This is a genomic window from Limosilactobacillus panis DSM 6035 (assembly GCF_001435935.1).
In the GTDB taxonomy this organism is placed as follows: Bacteria; Bacillota; Bacilli; order Lactobacillales; family Lactobacillaceae; genus Limosilactobacillus; species Limosilactobacillus panis.
Genome location: NZ_AZGM01000020.1, coordinates 28,091 through 46,947, shown reverse-complemented (window position 1 = coordinate 46,947; position 18,857 = coordinate 28,091). Strand labels below are relative to the sequence as shown.

Sequence of the window (18,857 nt, the reverse complement as noted above, 5' to 3'; positions counted from 1 at the left end):
CCCATAGTGGACTTTCACCACCTAGCTAATACCCATGCCGGGCGCACTAGCAAAAGCCACTGCAATCAATTGTTGACTGCAGTGGCTTTTTGTCGTTAGAAATCATGTCGGTAGCTGACCGTGCTCCTTCCCTGGTGCGCGGTGACGATCAGTTGGTCAGGAATCTGGTCTTCTAGTTCAGTGACGTGACTGATGATTCCAATCATCCGGTGGCCACCAAGCGCCTGTAAAGAGCGGAGGGCATCCATCAGTGCCTGCTGATCTAAAGAACCGAAACCTTCATCAATAAAGAAGGCATCAATGCTGATTCCCCCACTCTGCTCTTGGATAATCTGGCAGAGGGCTAGAGAAAGGGCCAGTGAAGCCATAAAGCTCTCACCCCCCGATAATGTCCGGGCACTCCGCGTTTTACCGGCATTATCATCATAAATATTGACCTCTAAGCCCGTCCACTTTGCACCGGCCCCATGACTCTCGTTAGCAAGCTCAAATTGGTACCGTCCGTTCGTAAGTTGGGCTAATTGCGAATTGGCCACAATTAAGACGTCCCGGAAATAAGATTGAAGGACATAGCGCTCCAGACTGATGTGGGTAATTGTATTTCCCGCAATAACGTCGGTAAGTGTTTGTAATTCACTGATACGCTCATCTAATTGTTGATTATTACTCATTAGCCGGGCCACTCTACCCGTGATTTCCTGGGCTAGTTTTTGTTGTCCCCGCACTTGGCCAATTTTTTCTTGGATGGCCGCCGCCTGCTGTTGGGCCGCCGACAAGGAAGCTTTAGTTTCCTCAATATCTGGCTGCTTTTTCCCCTTTATCTGGGCCTGGAGACGGTCATACTGGACTTGTGTGTCGTGCAAGGCACCCTGGTACGTTTGAACCCTTTGTTGATACTGTTCCAGTTCGTCTAAGTCTTCCGCGGCTTCCTGAAGGAAAGACCAGGACAGGTCACGGCGGTAATCATTTAGGGCGTTGGTAAGTTCCGTATGAGCTTTTCCCTGCTCTTCTTTCAGCCTTGCTTGATTTTCCTTTGCTTGACTAATTTGGCTGCGGACAACGGCAACCTCTTCGGCCAAATCCTGTTCTTTACTCTGGCAACTTAATAGGTGGTCCTTATGCTTATCAATTTCTCGTTGCCATTTTTTAAGTTGATTTTTAGCGACCGCACTGTCGGTAAAATTAGCCGGCAACCTCCCCTGCTTTTCGTCCAGCCTGGTTTGACTCGTCGCTAAATCCCGGTTTAATTGGGTGATGGCCACCTTGATCCGGCTGAGCTTATCTTGTTGCCCTGTTAGCTGATCATTGACGGCGCTTAATTGGTCTTGCCAGTCGTGAACCAGTTTCTGCTGGTCTCGCAGGCCTTTCTCCTGTTGTGCAAGCTGTTCGCCGTAGTTAGTAATTAGTTTCTCTCCGTCGTCTTTCGGGAGGCTGTCAACGCCCAGGTCCTCACTAACCACCGCACGTGATTTATCGATCTGCTTACCCAGATCACTAGCGTTCCGTTCTCCCTGCCGCAGTTGCTCACTAAGTTTGGCAACAGTGGTGCGCAAGCTTTGCAGCTCGGCAAGGGCCTGCTTGACTTGCTCTTCGGTAACCACGGGCCCATCTTGGGAGAAATGGGCTGGCTGGGGGTGGTCAAGCGAACCACAAACTGGGCATGGGCTACCCGGTTTTAAGCGGGTAGCTAATTCAGCAATTTGCTGGCGGGCATATGCGTCGTTAAGATCTTCGTAATAGTTCTTTTGACTATCGGCAGTGGCTTTTTGGCGTTGGAGTTTATCTGCCAGTTTTTTGTTCTGCTCCTGAATTGCTAGTTGCTTATCGACCAGCAATTTGAGTTCTTGACTTTCCTGAAGCAGGCGTTGATATGCGGCTTGTTTCTTGGCAAGCTTGACCTCTTCTGCAGTCAAGTGGTCCTTGATTTTCAACTGGTCAGTAAGCTGCGCCTGTTGACTAGTCAAATGGGTTACATTAACCTGGACAGCCTTTTCCTTCCTTCGCTTATCCGCAACTTCTTTAGTCAGTGTCGCCACCTTTGACCGTGCCGCATCAAGGTCTTGAAATAGCGGAAGAACTTCTTTTAGCTGGTCATGTTGGCGTTTCAAGTCGTTAATCTTTGCTTCTTGGTCCTGAAGCTTATTCAGCTCCGCAGTCATCGCCGCATGCTTAGTTCGCTTATCGGCTAATTCTGTACTTAACTCCCCTATTTTGGCTTCCAGCTGGTCGCTACGTTTCTTGTCAGACTGCCACTGGTGATAGAGCAACTGGTGCTTTTGAAACCACTGGAGGTCGTTCACCCGTTGCGAAATCTCTTCAATGCTGGACCGTTGTTCAAGTAGGACTTTCTCCTTCTTTTTGACCTCCGCTAGCTCCTGGAAGGCCTTTTTGAGCTGTTGCTCATTGTGTAATTGATCATTGTACCCATCAACATTCTTTTGTAGCTGCTGCTGGCTGGCTTTTAAACTACTGAGCTGTTGGCCCAACGATGCGGAATATTCTGCTGCAGCGGTACCCCACTGACTATTTGGTAACTGGGAATCGACCTGGGTAAGGGATTCCTTGGCCGACTGGATTTGTGTTCGCTGCTTTTCCCAGTTGCTTTTCTGGCCCCGGAGCTGGTCCTTGAGCTTTTCAGACCATTTAGCGTATAGACTGGTCCCAAAGAGGTCCCGCAAGAGCGTTTCCTTATCATTACTATTAGAGTCCAAGAATTGGCGGAACTTGCCTTGGGGTAAGAGGACAATCTGCTTAAATTGGTCCTTGGTCATGTTGAGAAGGTCCACGATAAAGGAATCAACATCCTTCACCTTAGTTAGCTCGTAGGGTGCAGAAGAGTCTAGTGGGTAGATGAGGCTAACGGCCTGATTATGCTGAATCAGTTTCCCTCGCTTTCCCTGAAGGACCTGTTTGGGGCGCCGGGTTATCCGATAACGTGTTCCATGATGGTTAAAGGTGAACGATACCTTAGTTTCCTGATCGGCGGGAGCAAAGTCGGAACGCAGGTCCGTTGCGGAGCGGTCACGATCGTTTGTTGTTTGACCAAAAAGGGCGTAGCACATGGCATCAAAGATTGTCGTCTTCCCCGCTCCAGTGTTTCCCGCAACCAGAAAAAGGGAACGGTCATAGAACTGGGTAAAGTCAATTCCTTCATGTTTATATGGCCCAAAGTAGTCAAGAATGATTTTCTCTGGTCGCATCCTACTTACTCCCTTCAATTTCACTAAGTGTTGACTTGGCCACCTTTAATTGGGTAGGTGATAACTGGTTCCCGGTTGTTTCGCTATAAAAGTCGGTCAAAAGGTCTAAAGGCGCCGCTTGAGCCCGCTTGGTGTTAGCCTGGTTACGGGTCATTTGTGCGAAAGCAGTCCGGTGAAGGGCCACTATCTTGGGATAATAAGCCCGCAAGCGGTTTAGCACATCGGGAATTCTTCCCTGGTCAGTCAGTTCAATGTCATAGAAATCGTCAGTCGGTTGCTGTGCAGCATCCTTAGCTAGTTCAGCAAAGCTACCCTTCAGGAGGTGGATATCGTGGACCGGCTTTAGGGGGATCCACTTGACCTGGAAGGGGTCAGTATCCACTAACCACATCCCCTTCTCCTGCTTGGCCTCCGAGACGGAAAACTTCATCGGTGAGCCGCTATACTTGATTCGCTCATCATGGAGGGCGTTTTTATTGTGAAGGTGGCCGAGGGCAACGTAATCAAATGGTGCCAGTGTTTTTGTAGAAACCGGACTAAGTCCCCCAACCTCAATTAATGTTTCGGAATCCGCTGTTCTTTTACTCCCGGCTGCAAAAAAGTGAGCAATTAGGACGTGCTTCTTATCTGGGACAAACGACTTCTCCATTTCAGCCACGATTCGCTGCATTGCCAGGTCAACGTTCTTAATCTTCGGATCGTTGAAATAATTGCGAACTGTTTGGATACCAAAGAACGGGAGGAGGAAGAATTGGGTATCTTCCAGGACTACCGGGTTAAAGGCTCCTTCAAGGCTAGTCTGTAAGAAGAAGTTCTGGAATGAAAACCAGTCGGCTCCGGTACTCAGGCGGGGGGCCGAATCATGGTTCCCACTGATGGCCAGGACTGGAAATTTATCAACGAGGTTTAGCTGCTTAAGCATACCGTTTAAAACGCGAACGGCCGTCTCGTTGGGGATGCTCGAATCATAAAGGTCTCCGGCAATGACAATGGCATCAACCCGTTCTGCCTTTGCCACGCGCTCAATTTGCTTGAAAAGTTCACGCTGGTCATTCAGTAAGCTAAAGCCGTTGAGGGTTTTACCAATGTGCCAATCTGCCGTATGTAAAAATCGCATCAAAGTCCTCCTAAAATCATGTTAATCCTGGATCATTTCTAACAGGTCATCCCCGACCTCCTGATTGCGGACATAGTACTGGTTCTTTAGTGACGGGTTCCCCCACAAAGCCTTGAGAATCTTCTCGGGGTCAAAATTGTCGGCGAGTGCCCCTAGCAAAATCGCGAGGTCTTTGACCCGGCGGCGCTTTAACCGGACTTGATGCAAGTGCTCCGCAAATTTTTCGGTGTCCAACTGACTGACATCAACCATTTCCACTGTATGGAGATAGTCTTGAAGAATATCTCCATCGTATTGAGCCAACAAATGGTCAACTTGCTCCTTCTGAGTTAGTGCCAGTGCAAGATATGATAAGGCATCAAAGACCTTCTGCGCATTATATTTAGTAAAATCGACCACGGGTAAGGGGGCACTACGTAGTTGCCGACTGACTGGCAAATTATTTATCGCCGGATCAAAATGCTCAGTGAGCTGCGTATGGAGACGCATCACCAGGTGCTGCACCAGCTTGGTATCAAAATCAGCTGCTTTTGGATTTGCCCCATGATTGACTTCACGTGGCCAAACGGTGAGTCCGGTACTCAAATCAATCACCGTTAGTTGGGCGGGATCTAAGGCAGGGTATTTTTTCCATAGTCGTTGATTATTCTGAACATTAGTGGCCGTCACCTCCGCCTTTCGCTGGTCGTTCCACCGCTTAACAGTCTGGTTGAGGGTGCTGACGAGTGATCCGTCCCGGCCACTGCTGTTGTAGAAGAACCGGCACGAAGCATTATCAATTGCGATTGCAAAAACTTTATTATCCGCTAACGAAATTGGGTATATCTGCTGTGAACTGTCCTTCTGTGGGTGGTCGTCACCCCTCAGTCTTAACGGTGTAATTGTCCCTTTTTCAAGGTCAAAGGCAGCTAATCGCTCGCGGCGGCGGTTCCTAAAGGCCGTTGGAAACTTATCCATTAGCTTGGGGATGTCTTGTTCCAATGCTGACTGCTCCGGCCACTTCCGACGGGCAAAGTCTTTTCGCGAGAAACTATTGTTAGCGGTCCAGTAGGTTCGATTACCGCTCTTAGCGGTATAAACAAGGTTGACAGCCATGATAATAACTCCTTTTGAAAGTCGGTTAAGTTACATTGCCAAGATTATATCAGTTTTGGTTTACTGAATTTATTTCCGGAAGAGCCGCGAGAACAGCCCCTTCTTCTTGGTATCTTGTTGGTCCTTCATCTGTTTCATCATCTGATTCATGATTTTTGTCTGATCCTGAATAACCTGGGCGTTTTGCTCATCGCGCTTTTTCTGGAGCTTAAGCATCTCCGCCAGTTGGTCATCTTGACGTTCACTCTTATGAACCTTGTTGTAGTAGTTACGAATAAGGGGCTCGCCAATGTAGTGGTCAAACTTATCAATATTTAAAATCATCCCGTTATCGTACTGGTAGATAGCAATTCCTAATTCCCGGGGAAACATATTGAAGTAGTTATCGAGGGTCTGGTTAATATTTTCGTAGGCACTTCCCTTCAGATTATTGAAGATGGCCTTGGAGACCGTAAACTGTTGGTCATCCCCTGACGTAAAAGCAATGTGCTGGAAGCCATCATCTCTAATCAGCATCTTCCAGGTGATTCGGTTACGGTCAACCTTGTAGTTATAGTTCTCATCGATAATATCTGCGAGCTCGCCTTCTAGGTTGAAATGAGCAAGCAGTTTTTTTACGATGGCCTTCGTTTGGCTCAAATAGTCATCTACCAGGTTACTTTCGTCGATCCCGGAAAGGTTATTCAGCCGATCATTTAATTCATGGGTGACGTAACGGTAAATGTGGTCGTTCGTGTTATTAACCAGAATCTCGAAGTTGTACTTCTGCTGGTCCATTTCCAGCCACCCAGCTTCAAAAGAAAGGTAGTAAACTCGTTTGGTAATTTCCTCAAGGTTATTAATGCTACGGCTTCCGGCATTATGATTCATGGCAAAGATGTTGACATTGTGGATGCCCTTGATTGTGTTGGACCACTGTTTGATGGCGTTAGTGGAAACCTTACTGTGGAGGAAGTTATCATTTAATTCATCAATAATCATCGGTGAAACAAACCGCCCCGACTGCAGATAGTGGCCGAGAAAGTCGACTGCCCGGTTAGTATGGGAACTAATTCCCTGATTAATTTGGAGGTATTCGATACTATCTGAGTGATCGCCGATAAAACGCTTAAAGTAGTCACGAACTAGTAAAGTTTTTCCCGTCGTTCCCCGTCCAATTAGGACCATCGAAACGGGGACCTGGTCAGGACTCTTAGCAAAGTTAGAATCCCGGTAAATTTGGCGGATCTTCCAAATTAACGGTGCCGTCATCAAATACATAAAGGCAGAGAGTGCCTGTTGACTTTCGTCTCGGACCTTGTTATAGCGGAAACTCTTGATAATCTGAATAAAGTTTACAACGTCCTCACGGCTGACAGTGCTGATGTCTGCCTGGAGGGGGTAGAAGTGATTAGTTGTCGGGTCCTGGACAATCAACTCACCCTTATCACTGTATGACCACATTGGCTTGGGGTACAAGGAACTTGCTGGAACGTCAGCGGTCTGCTTATCATCCTTGAAGGACTGGTAAACGATTTTCTTGACTTTCTCCTGGGTTTGCTGTGGCGTCCGGCGTTTGTTCCCCTTCGGCGTGTAAATGGCTTTGACGATCTCCGTTGCGGCCTGAGGAAGCAATTCGTAGGAATCGTCGGTAACAGCCCTTTTGGCAACAACCTTGCGCACGTCTTCGGGAGAAAATTTGACTTCGTTGCTTTCAACCGCGTTTAAGACATCGGTTGTCAATAATTCACCGATTTCTTGGCGGCTCTTATTCTTGAGCTGGTCGATAATCTTGCGGTCAAGGTACTCAGCACTATCCTCATTGAAATTCTTTAGAAATAGCTGATGGTGAGCTTGATATAATGGATCGTCAGTTGTCCCGGTATACATCCACATTAACTCGTGGTTAGAACTCGTTGCCCGCTTGGTTAAATTCATTGAACCGTTAAATAAGCGAAAATAATCACCCGAACGAAGGATGAAGTACTTGCTGTGAAAAAGCGGCCCCTTGGTAAACTTTAAGTGGAGGGTTTGGTCTGCCAGACGGCTAATAAAATTATCACTAGTGCTTGCTAACGCCTTTGCCCGTTGGCTAATATTAAAGAATTGGTTCATCGCTTGACTGGTCTGCTGATCTTCCAGACCCAAGATTAGGTTAACTTGTCTAAACCGGGACAACAGCTCCTGATCAATAATCTTAAAACCACTTACGAAAGAAACCCCTTCAAAGTAATCGTAACCATCCAGCAGTGAAAAGAAGTCAGGTTGATTAAGCATCTGCTGCTTATTGAGATCGTATATTGTCAGCATCGTGGATCCTCCCATTCGTATTCCCCTCTTATTCTACTAGATTGCAAAATGATTAGCGAATGTAAGATACTATCCACAATTTATTTATCAATAGTTTATTGAGAAAACGCCATATTTAAGGTTTCTAAAAGGGTTCGATATTATTTAGTTAAATAATTGACTTTTATTTTAATAATCATATAATAAGTGTGTTAGGTAGTTTATGGATTTACTACTTAACTCCCCCAGAATCTAAATAATGCTCTTTCCTAGAAACCATTTGAGTGTTACTTAGTGTGAGACTTCCCTATCTTACCTGGTCGACATCATCCCTCTTTGATGTCGGCCTCTTTTTATTCATACAAAAAAGCCACCTATTAGCTGATAGGTGACTTTTATTATTTAAGCTTACTCGCCAACGGTAGTGTTAACTGAGTAGTTTGGCTGCTGTGCAGGTGCGCTTGGCCGGTAATAGTTTCCCCCCGCATTACTGCTTTGTGCCCGGTTCGAACTGTTTGACGAGCCAGTCGAGTTATTGGTGGAGCTGCTATTGTTATTACTACTATGGCTGCTCGTTGAGCTGGTCGAAGAACTGTGGCTGCTTGCGGAGCCGGAAGAAGACGATGATGACTCAGAAGAAGATGACGATGAGCTGTCCGAGTCGCTGTCCTCGACAGTCAAGTGCTTGACAACCTTCTTGTCTCCGCGGGTCGCAATGACCTTGTAATCACCGGAGTAATCAAGGGTAACGGTCTTCGTAAAGGTGCCGTCACTCTTTGAAGATTTGAACTCAGCGTACTTGGTGTCGGTCCGCTTTCCCCGAATAACAACTTTGGTGTCTGGTGAAACCTTAATCTTGACCTTGACTTCATTGTTATCGTTGAGACTAACCTTATTGTTAAAGTCAAGCATAATCTGGTCATCCTGAGTAGAACTAGAAACCGTCTTTGCTGGAGCAGGAGTTGCCTCTTCTGTTTTCGCTTGGTGGTGGTCCGCATATGCAGAGACCCCCATGCCAACCAGGCTTACTAACAGGACCAGAACTAAGAACCGGTTCAAAAATACTCTTCCGCTACTAACGTTATTCCGCCCGTTGCGGATGTTATGAACTTGCCGTAGGAACTCAAACAATAAAATAATTACGACGACAACCGCAATTATTATTAGGATATTCATTGTATTCATTTTTATATAACACCATTCATTTTTAAGATATCTTTTTCTATTCTATCACGAATTATTCAAGAAAAGGTCTAGTTATTAGCAAAACTTTTCTTGTTGAAGGGATCCCATTCATATTTTGCCCGTGGTCCCCCAATATATTTTGGCCGAGAACGCAGGTAGGTCGTGTGAGCATTGCCAATTTCCTTAATTGAGGTCCTGACCGGGACCTGGACAAACTTGACCTGCATCCCGATGGACGTATCACCAATGTCCATCCCCGCCTCGGCCTGAATGTGCTCGACTTCGACTGGGTCATCCATATTTTCAAAAGCCGCAATTTGTCCCGCACCACCGGCATGGATCTGCGGGTACACCATCACGATTTCGAGCCCGCGTTCCTTTGCGACGGCCCGTTCGACAACGAGGGCGCGGTTCAGGTGCTGACAGCCCTGAACAGCAAGGTGAATGCCTAACGGTCGCAGCGTTTCAATGATTGTTTTGATGACGGCCCGGCCAATTTCCATACTTGGGGCTTCACCAATTTGTTCAGCGCGCACTTCACTTGTACTCAGGCCCACTGCGAGGACATCTCCTTGTTGGAGGTGAGCCTGGTTGAGCAGCTCAGTAAGGCCTTGCTTGGTCTGTTTCTTGATTTGCGTTAGGTCAATACTCATTAAAATACCCCTCCCTTTAACTTCCATAGTTTAGCATAATTCACCCTCTTCTTGGGGAATTAGGCAGAGAAGATTGTCACCAAGGCCAAAATAGAGCGAGCTTGCTGAAATTTCATAAAATAGGAAATTATCATGTTTTTGATAGTTATTCTTAGTCAGTAATCTTAAATGAGCTCGGCGAGCAATGTGTGCCAAAAATAAATTTTCACAGTTTTCCTCAGGATTCATTAAAAATAAAAACCGCTGCAAAGTACCGTCTTTACGGCGTTTACAGCGGTTCTACAATTTTACAAGACTCTTCACGACTCTTAAAAAATGCGCCCCCCGAGACTTGAACTCGGATTATGAGGACCGAAATCTCATGTGCTATCCGTTACACTAAGGGCGCCCAACAGTTTAATTATAGCACCCCACTTCAAAAGTTAAAGCAAACAAACACCACCCCTGTTATAATCAATCTAACAAGGAGGACTAACGATGAAGATTAAATACATTGCGGTAGATGTTGATGGCACCCTGTTAGACGACCATGATCACTATGATGAAAAACGGCTCGTTAAAGATATTACTGCTCTTCAGCAGCGTGGCATCACCTTCATTATCGCCAGCGGAAACAGTTTAGACGCCTTACTGACCATGTTCAAGGGGAAAGTAAATAACTTCGTCGCCGAAAACGGTGGACGGATCTTCGTTAATGGTCGGGAAAACAGTGATTATCCCCACCAGCGCCCCGTCCTTGAGGAATTACTCAGGTTCATCAGCACCCTTCCGACCCCAGATCTGCTGTCGGTTTCAGGAGCTAGCCAAACTTACATTGCTGACCAATTCATTAATGTTCCAGTTCCCTTTTATCCCCATCATGCTTACTTTCACCAGTTAGCCGATATCACGGAACCCATCTACAACCTGAACGTTAGCTGGTTTAAACAACGGCCCCGCCTGGAAAAAGTTAACACGATTGTTCGAAAGATTAATCAGGCCTTTCCAACGGTTAACGCTACCTACAGTGGGGCGTTTGGGATCGACATTATCCCGGCTGGAGTAAACAAGGCGGCTGGGCTGGAGCAATTCGTTAAACAAACCGGCGGCAACCTCCGGCAACTAATTGCGTTCGGGGACACCTCAAACGATATTGAAATGCTCAGGGCGGCCGGCCGGGGCATAGCAATGAAGAACGCTACGCCAGACCTCTTGGCGGTTGCTGACCAGGTTACCACCTTCGATAATAATCACGCCGGATTACTAAAAGAAGTCGAGCGTCTCTTTCACTTGTAACCAATATGGAGGGCAGCAGCTCCCATGTTGAGCGGCGAATAGGTACAGTTCTTGAAACCAGCCACCTTCATCATGGCAAGCAGCTGCTTGGCGGACACAAACTCCTGGGCCGTCTGCTTGAGGTAACGGTAGTCCTTACGGCTGGCTCCTGCTAACTGGGCCAGCCAGGGGAAGAACCTGAAGTACGCCCGCCAGCCAGCTTTTACGAGAGGGTTCGTCGGCTGGGACATCTCAAGGCAGGCAAATTGTCCGCCCTTCTTGAGTACCCGGTAACTCTCCGTTAATACTTGATCCGCATCTGGAACATTACGCAGGCCAAAGCCAATCGTCACCACCGAGAAGGAGTTATCGGGAAATGGCAGGTGCATGGCATCGGCCTGGACCAGTTCAATGTCCTTGCTGAGGTCTAATTGGCGGATCTTCTTATCCGCAATTGCCAGCATGGCAGCGTTAAAGTCGAGACCGATTACCCGACCACTCGGTCCTGATCGCCGAGCTAGTTCAATCGTTAGGTCACCGGTTCCGCAACACAGGTCCAAACAATCTGCTCCTGGGGCAACCTTTAATTGTTGAAAGAGCTTTTTTCGCCAGAGTTCCTGGGTTCCTAAACTAATTACGTTATTCATTAGGTCATAGCGCCCAGCAATTCGTGAGAAAAGCTGGCTTACCTCTTTTTCAGAGTGATTATTAGTTCTTGTCATTAATTTTCCTCCATTTAGACAAAATAAAATCCCTGGTATCTATTATACAGGTACCGGGGACTTTATTTTACCGATCTTCAACAATAAGGTAGGTACATTCAACGGGACCATGGACCCCCACGACTAATTCCATTTCAATATCACCCGAATTGGAAGGGCCCGAAATGAAGTTAAACGTAGACGTCGACAGGCCATTGGCGGTTTGCTCATTATACTTGTTGACCGCCTCCCGTGTAGACTTAACAAGACCGCTCTTTGGAACGATCAAAAGCAACCGGGTTGGAAGGTAATCGAAGCCCCGCCCCTGAGCTGACCGGTTGATTACCGTAACGGTTCCAGTGGCGGCAATCAAATAATCACCCATTCCCACGGCGAGGTCGGCTTGGTTGGCATTCTCCTCATTTTCCTGCCGGCTCAGTTTATCTGACCAGACAGCAACGTTTTCCACGCCGGGATTCTTGCTCCATTCCATCAGGCCATACTTTTCCCATTCTTCCGGGGTATTGTTTGGCAGCAAAAGGTGACTAATATTTTCCTGCTTAGCATATGCGGTAAGAAAATCGGCTAATTGAGCGGCCGGCTTTAATACCACCTGAGCATTTACTGATTCACTGTTTTTAATAGCAATGTTAAGCAGTTCTTCCGGACTCTTATCCGCTAACAAGTCATCAGGAAGGGTATTAAGGGGCTTAAATGGGTGATCCTTCAACGCATGACGAGGACGACCGGCTGCCTTTGCAATCCGGTTCAAGAACTGTTCACGATTATCCTTATTATTTGCTTGGTCAAGCAGACTAGTCATTGGCATGCCCCCCTTCCTTTTTTACTACTGGTGCCATCTCTTCTGGTTTGTGATCTTTAAACCAGTGCCGGAAGTTCTCCTTTGCCTTTACTGGCCGAGGGACGTCCCGCGTGTCAATCCAACCATGAATTAACTTTGGCACAATCTTCGGTACGTAGTCAATTTTTCCTTCATCATACATTCCTTCAACGGCCCCGGGCTGTTCCGTTTGTGAGAACATGTTACTTGCAGGATGGGCCATCTTCATGGCAGAACCAAACAGGAATGGGGATTGGGTTCCCTTGCCAACCATCTTTAGGATCAGGTTGGTCATACTATGGTCCATATGCTTACCATCCATCTCGACAATCCGGTGCTCACGAATCAGGTGCTGGAGCGGAATTTTTACTGGGCAGGTTTCGGTGCAAGCTGCACAAAGTGAGCAGGCATAGGGAAGGTCCTTAAACTTCTCATAGCCCCCTAAGATTGGGGAAAGGACTTCTCCTAAAGGCCCAGGATAAATTGAACCGTAGCCTTTTCCACCAACCTGCCGGTAAACTGGGCAAACGTTCATGCAGGCTCCACAACGGATGCACTGCAGAATCGGTTCAAATTCGGTCCCCAGTGCCTTGGAACGACCATCGTCCACAATTACAACCCAGAAATCATCAGGGCCATCAACTTCGCCGCCCTTTTTCCGGCCGGTAAAGGTACAGTAAGTAGTGAGCTTTTGCCCCACAGCGCTCCGGGCGAGCATGTTGTCGAGAACTTCCGCTTCCTTCATGCTTGGGACGATTCGCTCCATTCCCATTACGACCACCTGAGTCTTAGGAATAGCCATCGTGATGTCAGCGTTACCTTCATTGGTATCCAGGTTAATCATTCCGTTATCGGCGATTGCAAAGTTACAACCGGTGATTCCAAAGTCCGCCTTCATGAAGTACTTCCGGAGGTAACCGCGGACAAAGCGAGCTTCATGTTGGGGATCGTCATCACCATCATAACCGAGCTTTTGGAATTCCCTTTGGATCTGGTCCCGGTTTTTGTGGAGGGTTGGGAAGACAATGTGAGTTGGTTCATCCCAGTTATCCTCCTGAAGGATAAACTCAGCGAGGTCACTCTCTAACAGGTTAGCGCCCGGAATTGAAAGCAGCGTTTTATCAAGGTCAATTTCAGTAGTGACCATTGACTTGGATTTGACAATATTCTTCGCCTTTTTGGCAATCGCTAATTCCTTGATAAAATTGTGAGCTTCGTCTTCATCTTTGGCAAAGAAAACGTGGCCGTCCTGTTTTTCAACATTGTCAGCAAACTCCTCCAGGTAGTCAGGAAGGTATTTTAAGACGTGTTGACGAATTTGTTCCGCTAAATCGCGCCACTCGTTCCAATTACCAAGCTCGCGCCGGGCTTGCGTTCGCTTGATGAATTGCGCATCCTGAGCCTTGGCGACGGCTGCCCGCATGAAGTGGTCAGCTTCGTCTTCTTTGACCCGCGTTATAAACGGCTTATCACTTGTTGAAATTCCCATAGTCTAAAACACTCCTTCCCCATTGGCTGGGACAACTGGTTCGTTGGTGTCTTTAATGTACTTAATTCGGCTTGGGTCAACATCGTGATTAAGCACTTCCGCAATGTGCATCACCTTAATGTGGTCACCATGACGGTTCATGTAACCGGCAATATTCATTAGACACGAAGTTTCCATTCCTACAAGAATATCGGCCTTTGTATCCATAATATTTTTGACCTTGTCCTGAACCATTGCCGTCGACAATTCAGGTTCCTTAGCCGAGAACGTTCCCCCGAAACCGCAGCATAGTTGAACGTTATGCAGGGGAACCCGTTTAATCCCCTTAACATGATCTAAAAGGACAAACGGCGCTGTCCGTTCACCGAGCAGGCGGGTCATGTGACATGAACGGTGGACCGTAATAGTAGCATCTAACTCCGCTCCACAATCAATAATGCCAAGCACCCGATAAATGAATTGGCTAAATTCGCAAATCTTATCAGCCAGCTTCTTTGCCCGTGGGCCATAAACTGGATCGTCTGCTAAGATCCCCGCATATTCTTTAATCATGAATACACAGGAACCAGTGGGCCCCACGATATAGTCGGCATCAATACTCAAGAGGGCGTCAATCTCGTTTTTGAACGTCTTTAGTGACCCCTTAGAATAACCACTGTTATAAGTCGGCTGGCCGCAACAGACCTGCTTCTTTGGCAAAAAGGTCTTACACCCCAGTCGTTCTAGGACCTGCACCATTGCCTTACCAACATTTGGAAAAAGTAAATCAACTAGACATGATGAAAAAATGCACACGCGTGGCTGATTATCCATGATTTAACGCTCTACCCCGCAAATTAAGGGGTGAGCTTCCTCCCTTCTTCATCTATCACCCGCTTACATTGTAAGCGTTACCCACGACAGTGTTAATTAGTATTATCCCCGATTATACAAAAATATCTATAACTGGGGACCAAATAAAAAGGGTGGGAAAGTGACCATTATTTCCACCTTTTTTTCTCACGTCTATTAATACACGGCTCCCGCGTAAAAGTTGAAGCCTGGTTTATTAAAATCATAGTTGGCTAATTCAGACATCTTAATGAAGTTGTCAGCAATTCCCCAGCTCATCAAATTAATTGAGCTACCATAGTATTCATCAGGAATAACCACTGTAATGTACTTACCAAGTGCTTGAGCCATGCCGAGTTCGACACCCATGCCGATGTCTTCCTCTTCCGGAATGTACACAGCAAGCAACATGTCAGACGTTGCGACGCCAACCCGGTCGCCATTGTAAGTGGCAGTTGCCCACTCACGGTCTTTCAAAAGTTCCGGGTGTTCATCTACCCGTAGCCCCTTATACTGGTGCTGCAAAGGAACATAAGAGTTTTCTAGGTCAATGGTCGGGTTCTTCTTGATGGCGGCCATTGCGTCTTGATAAGCTTTGTTCTGTTTGTCAGTAAACCAGCCGGCACAAAAGTAAACGGTTTTGCTCTTTGTCATTTCTTACTAATATCCTCTCTTTATTAAAGCTACTTTTCAATTGCGTTTAACGTTTGGCTAATGATCAACTTTACCGCGGCCGAAACACTAATTCCCTTCTTCAAGGAATACTGGCGAAGCTTTTGGTAGGTTTCTAAGTCGTCAGGGCCCCGCCAAATTACCCCAGTTACTTGACCATGTTCTTTTTTCATCCTATTACTCCTTCATCCATAACTTATCTGCGATTTGATTAAGAATCACCGCCCGGTCGTGTAGTTGCCGATGGGTGGTTTGGGGATAAACCTTTTGATAGTACTGAATTGTCGGGTGGCCCTTAATTAAGGACTTCAACATTTCCGACTGGATCAGCGGTACTTCGCCGTCAGTGTGGGTACTTCCGGGTTTAGTTCCCATAAAGTTGTAGATTGTTAACTTCCCGGTTGGTTGCCAATCCTTCATCTGTTTACGTAGACGAATAAAGTTTTTATCTCGCGAATGCTTAATCAGGTGGTAGTGGTAATTTAACCGTGATGAAAGGCTTTCCTCGACTGGCACCCCTAAAAAGACGACTTTGTTCAACTGAAGATCCTTTTGCAGCTGGGGTGAGTTGAGGTAGGCATGCATAAACTCGGTTCCTCCATACGAATGAACAATTACATTCGTCCGGTCGATGTGGTAACGACTATGCAGGTATGACAATGCCCTGGAAAGCTGCTTGACCTGGGGATGAAATGTTGAATCGTAGTTCCAATCATATAGGACCTGGATCAGTGCATTCTTATCTCCCTTATTGAGGTGACCAGTGACGCGGATGTTTCCCCATGGTGAAATCCAGACAGTGAGGGTTTTCTGCGCAATGTGGCGCTCTTGGTAATAATTGATTAGTTTTTGGTAGGTCACCGTGTTGCCGCCCCAACCAGGAATAAGAATGGTCGGTGTTGAAGAATAACGAACATCGGACCGGTACTTTGCCCTAGTTAGTGGGACACCTGCTGTTCCTCGCAACAGGTAAGCCTGAATTCCAGCCCCGATAAGAATGAATCCGGTCAGTAGACTCAACAAAATTTTAAATAGTTTTTTCATCGTGGTCATCCCCTGAAAACCTAAGCCAAACCGAAAAGGGGCACTGTCCTAGCTAGCCAAAAAGCCGCGCCCAGAAGCCCTTCTTCTTTGGCTCCTCAGCAGCCTGCCCTGAATTGTCTTCATGCGTCTGTTCATCTTCCTCGTATGGATTGTGCTCACCAATCCACTTAAAGAAGTCCGGTGCCTTAATTTCAACGAATTTCCCCCGCTTACCATTAATACCGTCAACGCAGAGTTCAATTGGCAAAGCGTTACGATACTCCTCAATACTGTCTGCAGTGAAGCCGTTAAGGGTGTTCAGCTTGGAAATATCGAAGAGGAGGCTATCGTCTTCCTTCCGGTATTTGAAGTCATCTTCCTGGGTAAGGTAGAGCTTAGCCCAGGTATTTCGGGAGCTTTCCTTGAAGTCATCACAGATGGTATCGGCAAAGTATGGTGGAATTTCAATTCCAGCCATTTCGTAATATGACTTGAAGATTTTCCGGGTGTTTGCTAAGAAGTCTAGACGACCCGTCTTCTGGTCAAACATTCGCCAGGCAGTATTATCATCTTCAAGCAAGTTAGCCATCCGCATCACGAAGTCCTTGAACAGAGTGTTGTTAAGGGTCTGACGAACGTTATATATGTAACGGTTAGCTTCGCCCTTTAGCCGGTCATCAATCACCTTATCGATTTGCAGATAGTAAGTCCGGCGGGCCGTTTCCCGGAGCATCGTGAAACCTGAGTCATAGTTCGTCGTTCCAATCAGCGGAGCGACCGCTTGGGGATGGTTGATGAGTTCGTTCATCGTATCAACTACCAAGTGGCGGCTGTATTGGTCCTGCTGGAAAAAGTAGGGCTCAATCTCATCGAGGAGGACGGGGTAGGAACTCCCCTCTTTCATGTAATGTTCAATTGCTTCGACCGTCTTGTTCTTCTTCTGGGCGGTCTCTTCCGGATAAATCGTTCCGAAATCGATCAGGGAGCGGTCAGTGTTCCAGGTCAACTGGTTGATAATTCTCAGTAAGGTTGACTTCCCGGAACCGGCTGTTGCGCCAAAGATTAGGAAGTTCGGAACGTCATTGCCGTCTTCTGGGTTAAGACTGGCCTTAGTCCGAATTTCCCACAGGAATGGGGCGGTAAAACAGTAGAGAATTGCCTCATAGAAGCGTTTGCCATAGTCGTCGCTGTAATCAATCACGTACTTCTGGTAGCCCTTCATCACGTCGTCAATGCTTTTGAGACTTTCCCGAATCTGGCTAATTGTTGCTAACTTACCGAACGGAATTGGGTGGGTACCCGCATCATTAGGAACGTAGAGGCCACTATTGTTGTTAACCAGGTTACGCTCCATTGGCCGGTCATACAAGAATGTTGTGTACTTCTTTTCAGCAGAACGTTGCTGCGGCGACATCCCACTGACCAGGGCCTCTTTGACCTGCTCATAAATCTTCTCACGGCTCTTGATTTTTGGCTTTGCCGCCCGCGGTGAAACAGAAGTTTTCTGGAGGGTGTAAACAGTATCGTGCTGTTTGGTATCCCGTTCGATTGCCTCCTTAACCTGGGAACGGTCCATTGTCACGTTCCGCATGGAAATCGTGGTGTCATGGGGGATGATGTTAGTGTCCATTTGCTGCTGGACGTCGTGGCTAATGATGTCCGTCATGTCCGCCGCGGCAATTGCGTTTGTCGTATCATTATCCAAAATAACGACATTGCTACCACCACTCTTATCTTTAGCACTTTCGTCAAGCTGCTTTTGGGCCGCCTGCAAGAGGTTGTCAGAGAAGTATGGCCGCAAGACCGGCTTAATATCGTGTTTAAAGTGGTCCATCAGGTTGTTAAACAGGCGCTTGTCATTATCGAAGATTAAGATCTCGCTGTACTGGTTATGCTGATCGTCAAATGAAGCCTGGTCTAAATCGATACTACCGAGGATGACTCGGGTGTCACCAGTATCGGGATTACTTAATAGGTAAAAGCGGGAGTAAATAGCCTGGACGGGGGCGTACTCAAATTGGAAGAGACCATTTAGTATGTTGGCCTGGTTACTGCTGCTCAACGCCTCAAAAAGCTTTGCCGGTTTCTTGTTGGCCACGGCAAGCAGCGCATCGGTTAGGGCCACCTTGGTGACGACCTCTTCTGCACTCTTACCACGGGCATTCTCCTGGGCACCGATCACAACCTCAGCCTGGATGAATTTACTGAGGTACTGGTTGACAAAATCTGCTTCAACGTGTCCCGTGATTGCCGTAAAATGGTTAAACCGCCGGGAGTCAAATAGCTGGTTAATTTTTAATGGGGGCGTTTTTTGCCCGTTAAATACAATGTTTAATTTAGTTAAATCTGGTTCATTACTCATAGGAATTCCTTTTCTTTCTGCAAGAAATAATTAGTTTTATTTTCGTTGATTTATGGCGATTTTGCAAGTCCTACTATCCTGGAAAGCTATTAAATGCAAAAAGGAGTCACCCAGTGTTGGGAAAACTCCTTTTGTGGAATGAATATGAAAGAAATTATCAGGAAGA

The 18,857-nt window shown here is 46.8% G+C and carries 15 protein-coding genes; 1 reads left to right on the top strand and 14 read right to left on the bottom strand.

Annotation, left to right across the window (positions count from 1 at the left end; all coding sequences use genetic code 11):
* Window positions 1-95: 95 nt before the first annotated feature.
* The 6 genes from FD32_RS01365 to FD32_RS01340 form a co-directional block, all read right to left on the bottom strand.
* Complete coding sequence (locus FD32_RS01365; RefSeq protein ID WP_047769544.1) at window positions 96-3,200, bottom strand: AAA family ATPase; 3,105 nt, start codon at window positions 3,198-3,200, stop codon at window positions 96-98.
* A 1-nt stretch (window position 3,201) separates the two neighbouring features.
* Window positions 3,202-4,317: an exonuclease SbcCD subunit D gene (locus FD32_RS01360; protein ID WP_047769546.1), complete on the bottom strand. Its 1,116-nt coding sequence runs from the start codon at window positions 4,315-4,317 to the stop codon at window positions 3,202-3,204.
* A gap of 21 nt (window positions 4,318-4,338) precedes the next feature.
* Window positions 4,339-5,412 carry a hypothetical protein gene (locus FD32_RS01355; protein WP_047769548.1) on the bottom strand — a complete coding sequence of 358 codons (1,074 nt, stop codon included), beginning with the start codon at window positions 5,410-5,412 and terminating at the stop codon, window positions 4,339-4,341.
* A gap of 69 nt (window positions 5,413-5,481) precedes the next feature.
* On the bottom strand, window positions 5,482-7,701 hold the full coding sequence (locus tag FD32_RS01350; protein WP_047769550.1) for a phospholipase D family protein: 2,220 nt from the start codon (window positions 7,699-7,701) through the stop codon (window positions 5,482-5,484).
* A gap of 387 nt (window positions 7,702-8,088) precedes the next feature.
* The gene (locus tag FD32_RS01345; protein ID WP_047769552.1) at window positions 8,089-8,865 is read right to left on the bottom strand and encodes a hypothetical protein; all 777 of its coding nucleotides are present in this window, start codon (window positions 8,863-8,865) and stop codon (window positions 8,089-8,091) included.
* Window positions 8,866-8,933: 68 nt separating this feature from the next.
* The gene (locus tag FD32_RS01340; RefSeq protein WP_047769554.1) at window positions 8,934-9,518 is read right to left on the bottom strand and encodes a TIGR01440 family protein; all 585 of its coding nucleotides are present in this window, start codon (window positions 9,516-9,518) and stop codon (window positions 8,934-8,936) included.
* 477 nt (window positions 9,519-9,995) lie between these two features.
* Between FD32_RS01340 and FD32_RS01330 the strand changes: the two genes are divergently transcribed.
* On the top strand, window positions 9,996-10,793 hold the full coding sequence (locus FD32_RS01330) for an HAD-IIB family hydrolase (RefSeq protein WP_047769556.1): 798 nt from the start codon (window positions 9,996-9,998) through the stop codon (window positions 10,791-10,793).
* On the opposite strand, the gene ubiE is transcribed toward FD32_RS01330, so the two are convergent.
* The 8 genes from ubiE to FD32_RS01295 all read right to left on the bottom strand — a co-directional run bounded on the left by ubiE (window position 10,784) and on the right by FD32_RS01295 (window position 18,691).
* On the bottom strand, window positions 10,784-11,494 hold the full coding sequence (gene ubiE / locus FD32_RS01325; RefSeq protein ID WP_047769558.1) for a bifunctional demethylmenaquinone methyltransferase/2-methoxy-6-polyprenyl-1,4-benzoquinol methylase UbiE: 711 nt from the start codon (window positions 11,492-11,494) through the stop codon (window positions 10,784-10,786). The genes FD32_RS01330 and ubiE overlap by 10 nt on opposite strands.
* Window positions 11,495-11,561: 67 nt before the next feature.
* Window positions 11,562-12,296 (bottom strand): LutC/YkgG family protein, encoded by a 735-nt coding sequence (locus FD32_RS01320; RefSeq protein ID WP_047769559.1) that lies wholly within the window; start codon window positions 12,294-12,296, stop codon window positions 11,562-11,564.
* On the bottom strand, window positions 12,289-13,803 hold the full coding sequence (locus FD32_RS01315; RefSeq protein ID WP_047769561.1) for a LutB/LldF family L-lactate oxidation iron-sulfur protein: 1,515 nt from the start codon (window positions 13,801-13,803) through the stop codon (window positions 12,289-12,291). The genes FD32_RS01320 and FD32_RS01315 overlap by 8 nt, the downstream gene beginning before the upstream one ends.
* A gap of 3 nt (window positions 13,804-13,806) precedes the next feature.
* Entirely contained in the window at window positions 13,807-14,616 is an 810-nt protein-coding gene (locus tag FD32_RS01310; RefSeq protein WP_047769563.1) for a (Fe-S)-binding protein, read from the bottom strand.
* A 195-nt stretch (window positions 14,617-14,811) separates the two neighbouring features.
* Window positions 14,812-15,288, bottom strand: coding sequence for a nucleoside 2-deoxyribosyltransferase (locus FD32_RS01305; RefSeq protein ID WP_047769566.1), 477 nt, complete (start codon window positions 15,286-15,288; stop codon window positions 14,812-14,814).
* 29 nt (window positions 15,289-15,317) lie between these two features.
* The gene (locus FD32_RS10080) at window positions 15,318-15,479 is read right to left on the bottom strand and encodes a hypothetical protein (RefSeq protein WP_169746080.1); all 162 of its coding nucleotides are present in this window, start codon (window positions 15,477-15,479) and stop codon (window positions 15,318-15,320) included.
* A gap of 4 nt (window positions 15,480-15,483) precedes the next feature.
* Window positions 15,484-16,350, bottom strand: coding sequence for an alpha/beta hydrolase (locus FD32_RS01300; RefSeq protein WP_047769568.1), 867 nt, complete (start codon window positions 16,348-16,350; stop codon window positions 15,484-15,486).
* A 52-nt stretch (window positions 16,351-16,402) separates the two neighbouring features.
* Window positions 16,403-18,691 carry a P-loop NTPase family protein gene (locus tag FD32_RS01295; protein WP_047769571.1) on the bottom strand — a complete coding sequence of 763 codons (2,289 nt, stop codon included), beginning with the start codon at window positions 18,689-18,691 and terminating at the stop codon, window positions 16,403-16,405.
* Between the last annotated feature and the right edge of the window lie 166 nt (window positions 18,692-18,857).